Source organism: Prolinoborus fasciculus (assembly GCF_056724605.1).
The window spans coordinates 1-1,312 of the sequence record NZ_JBWZQN010000137.1 but is presented as its reverse complement, the minus strand read 5'-3'; the positions used below and the strand labels follow the sequence as shown (position 1 = coordinate 1,312).

Genomic DNA, 1,312 nt, shown 5'->3' with positions numbered 1-1,312 from the left:
TGTCTTGTCCTGAAATAGATTGACAGTATTCCACTTCAAACCGAGTTAAGCAATTAGCTCGGTTTTTGTTTGCTCATACATCTGATTCGGGGTGTTCATATTTAAACTTAAATGCGGTCTATAACAATTGTAAATCATGATAGATTCCGCAATTAAGTGATCTAACTCCTTCATGGTTTGACATCGCGTGGTTAAAAACTCCTGCTTTAATATTCCATTAATTCGCTCTGCTAATGCATTCTGATAACAGTCCTTGCCATCTGTCATGGAAGGACATATCCCATAATGGCGCAATGCCGATTGATATAGCTCAGAGCAATACTGAGAGCCTCTGTCTGAATGGTGAATCATCCTGGCTGCCCGATCTGTCACATGCTGCATCGCCATATGTAGTGCCTGCACAACATTCTCTGCACGCATATCATTCGATAACTTATAACCTTTAATCTGTCGGGTATAAGCATCTGTCACCAAGGATAAATAATGCACACCTTCAGCACTCTCAACATAGGTAATATCACTAACAAAGACTTCATTGGCTTGCACCGCTGAATAATCCTTTAATAAATTTGGATGCTTCTTCATCCAATGCTTGCTATCCGTAGTTTTTGTATAGCGACGCTTAGGGCGAATCAATAAGTTATTTTCTTTCAATATTTTAAATAACTGATCCCGTCCACACTTTAAACCACGTTGCAACAATTTGCCTTTAATAAGCCAATACAGCTTACGTGTTCCGATACTTGGCATGAGACAGCGATATTCCATAACCAACTCAAGTATTTGTTCAGTTGCTTGTGCAGTCATTTGAGCACGTTTTTCTGCTTGATAATAAGCTTGTCGGGTGATTCCCAACCACTGACAATAACGTGAAACGCTTAGTCTTCTTTGGCTTTGCCAATCTTTGAAACGTGCTCGGTATACTTTTTTCCAAGATCAGTCCCACATTCTTTATCAATGTGATAAATCACATCCTGAATAAATTCAGTTTTAAGCTTTTCTGCGGCTAACTGCTTTTCTAATTGGCGGATTCGTTGTTGGGGTGTCAATTGGCGTTTAGAAGAAGTCGGCATATTCGAAGTCCAGTCCTGTTGTCCGTGCTTGCGTAACCATACCAGCACAGTTGATCTTCCTTGAATACCATATTTTGCCTGAGCTTGCTTATAAGTAATTTGCCCTTTTTCTACTTCATGTACCACCATCATTTTAAAGGCAAAGCTATAGTCACGTTGTGTACGTTTAACTCGTTGTTCTCGTTTATGTTCCATAAAATAAGTCTCTTAAGGTGTAAACTTATTTCAGGACGGGACAA

Annotated in this window: 1 protein-coding gene; it reads right to left on the bottom strand. The window is 39.5% G+C overall.

Features of this window, described 5'->3' with window-relative positions:
- Positions 1-45 precede the first annotated feature (45 nt).
- Positions 46-1,268, bottom strand: a protein-coding gene (locus AC1P5O_RS16580) for an IS3 family transposase (RefSeq protein ID WP_148335412.1) whose coding sequence is annotated in 2 segments (ribosomal slippage) — positions 46-932 and positions 932-1,268 — 1,224 coding nt in all. Because the reading frame shifts where the segments join, the coding sequence is not laid out codon by codon here.
- Positions 1,269-1,312: the final 44 nt, after the last annotated feature.